The 1,319-nt window shown below is 40.3% G+C and carries 2 protein-coding genes; one reads left to right on the top strand and one right to left on the bottom strand.

What is annotated here, in order from left to right; genetic code table 11:
• Positions 1 to 352: type I secretion C-terminal target domain-containing protein (locus tag AB4496_RS04005; RefSeq protein WP_372105336.1), on the top strand; the 352-nt coding region annotated here is incomplete at its 5' end.
• A 93-nt stretch (positions 353 to 445) separates the two neighbouring features.
• Here the strand turns inward: AB4496_RS04005 and AB4496_RS04000 are convergent.
• A partial coding sequence (locus AB4496_RS04000; protein ID WP_372130611.1) for a class I SAM-dependent methyltransferase occupies positions 446 to 1,319 on the bottom strand: 874 nt, incomplete at its 5' end.

Below are 1,319 nucleotides of genomic sequence, written 5' to 3'. Positions count from 1 at the left end.
TGATGATATCTTCAAGTTTGTCGACCAAGGTTCTGGTGTTCGTCATGGTGAGAAAGACACAATTACAGACTTTACTAAGGGTGATGATAAAATAGATATTTCCGATCTACTCCATACAGATTCTTCTGACAGTATTAATAGCCTACTTCAAAGCAGTAAGATTGGTATTTCTCTTGAAGGTGCAGATAATATGTCAACGGCAGATCTTAAGTTGACTGTGACAGATGGTGGAAAAACTCAGGAGATCATATTGCAAGATAGCGCTGAACAATTTGATAGTTATATCACTAACGGTTCAATTTCAGATGTGAGTGGACTATTAAACGATATATTGAAAATTTACGATAACTAAACAAAAAGGGCCGAAAGGCCCTTTTTTTATATCTTAATTTAGTAAAGTAATCGCGCTTAAGAAGACCTTACATTGAGGTGAAACACCTTACAGTTACAACACTTTACAGGCGAAGCCTTTTAGGTAGAAGCCTTCAGGGTACGCTGTATCTGTTAGGTGGTCAGCGGCTTGCTCGAAGCGCTCGACAAATTTTACTGTTCTGCCTGCGTCTAGTGCAGCGTCAGCGATGATTTTTTGGAATAAATCAGCACCCATTAAACCTGAACAAGAGTAGGTGAGTAGTGTTCCACCAGGATTTAGGATTTGCATTGCAAGCATGTTTACATCTTTGTAGCCGTTAGCACCTGATGTTAGGTTGTTTTTGCTTGAAACGAACTTTGGTGGATCCATGATAACGACATCAAACTTAGTGCCTTGATCTCGGTATTCACGAAGTAGTTTAAATACGTCTGCGTTTAGGAATACAGCACGCTTTTTCGAGATATCAAATTCATTGAGTTCCGCGTTGAACTTAGCTGTATCAAGAGCTAATTGAGACACATCTGCGTTGATTACACGTTTTGCGTCGCCTTTCAGTGCGTAAAGACCAAATCCGCCAGTGTATGAGAAACAGTTAAGCACATCTTTGCCTTTAACATACTTCATTGATTCTTTACGGCTATCACGTTGGTCCATGTAGAAGCCAGTTTTGTGGCCTTCCATGATGTTTACGCTGATTTTGACGCCGTTTTCTTCAATGACGATAGATTTTGGTGGCTCTTCACCGTGAAGTACACCAACAACTTGTTCTAGGCCTTCTTTTTTACGAACTGCTACGTCTGAACGCTCGTAAATATTACAGTCTGGGAAGCATTCAATTAAAGCTTCAACCAATACGCTCTTATTGAATTCAGCGCCCGCACTTAGTAGTTGGCAAACTAGGTAGTCTTGATATTTGTCGATAGTGATACCTGGCAGTCCATCAGAC

The sequence above is a fragment of the Vibrio sp. 10N.222.46.A1 genome, from assembly GCF_041473595.1.
GTDB classification, from domain to species: Bacteria; Pseudomonadota; Gammaproteobacteria; order Enterobacterales; family Vibrionaceae; genus Vibrio; species Vibrio tasmaniensis_A.
This window is presented reverse-complemented; position numbering and strand designations above follow the sequence as displayed.